The sequence below is a fragment of the Halopenitus sp. H-Gu1 genome (assembly GCF_041821145.1).
Classification (GTDB): domain Archaea; phylum Halobacteriota; class Halobacteria; order Halobacteriales; family Haloferacaceae; genus Halopenitus.
Window position 1 is genome coordinate 1 of sequence record NZ_JBGUBC010000065.1, and the last position, 851, is coordinate 851.

At 54.1% G+C, this 851-nt stretch carries 1 protein-coding gene and 1 pseudogene; both read left to right on the top strand.

The window, feature by feature from the left end:
- Positions 1 to 284: winged helix-turn-helix domain-containing protein (locus ACERIT_RS16150; protein WP_373675875.1), on the top strand; the 284-nt coding region annotated here is incomplete at its 5' end.
- Between the two features lie 71 nt (positions 285 to 355).
- A pseudogene (locus tag ACERIT_RS16155) lies at positions 356 to 844 on the top strand (transposase); the annotation flags it as partial.
- Between the last annotated feature and the right edge of the window lie 7 nt (positions 845 to 851).

An 851-nucleotide genomic window follows, 5' to 3' on the forward strand; every position in this document is an offset into this window, starting at 1 on the left:
CAGGAGGTCCAGCAAAAATCGAGGGCGAAGATCGTGAGCGACTATTCGAGCAGTTGCAACAGCCGCCGACCGAACTCGGATACGACCAGCAAGCTTGGTCAGCGAAACTTTTGCTTCATCACGCCAAAGAGGAATACGGCGTCGAATACCACGAAACCTACGCGTATGACTTGTTGAAGGAGGCCGGGCTGTCCTTGCGGACAGCACGGCCTCAACATCATGAAGCCGACCCTGAAGAGAAAGCCGAGTTTCAGGAAACAGTCGAAAAAAACGGCCCGAACTAACCGAGAAAACTGTCGTTGTTGTCGATCAGTTCACCAAGCACGTCGGAACTGTTCAGCGACGTGGCTTCTACCCAATTGGCTCAAACCCGACAATAGAGGTGGCAACGTCGTGGGATTCAGTGACGGTGTTGGGCGCTGTCACCGACGACGGTGACAGCTTCTTCTGCTGGACAGAAGAGAACCTCACACGGAACCACGGGATTCGGCTGTTAGAGGCGTTGAAAGAGAGGTTCGGTGAGGAGTTAGTGGTGTTTCTGGATCGAGCGGGCTACTTCTACGCGAGGGATCTTTGGGAGCACGTGAGTGGTGAGCGCGAGACCGAAACTGTCGGAGACAGTTCGGTCTCGTGCGTGCGCGGGGATGATCTCGAAGTGTGGTACTTCCCGTCGAAACTTCCCGAATTGAACGCTGTCGAAGGGTGCTGGGACCAATTACAAGAGTGGTTCAAGTACCGCCTTATGCCAGATCTCTCGACGCTGAAAGACTACATCCCACGAGGATTGAGCGCGATCACCGAACCGAACATCTGGCCGTATCTCACCGGCAAAGATTCGAACTAAACACTAT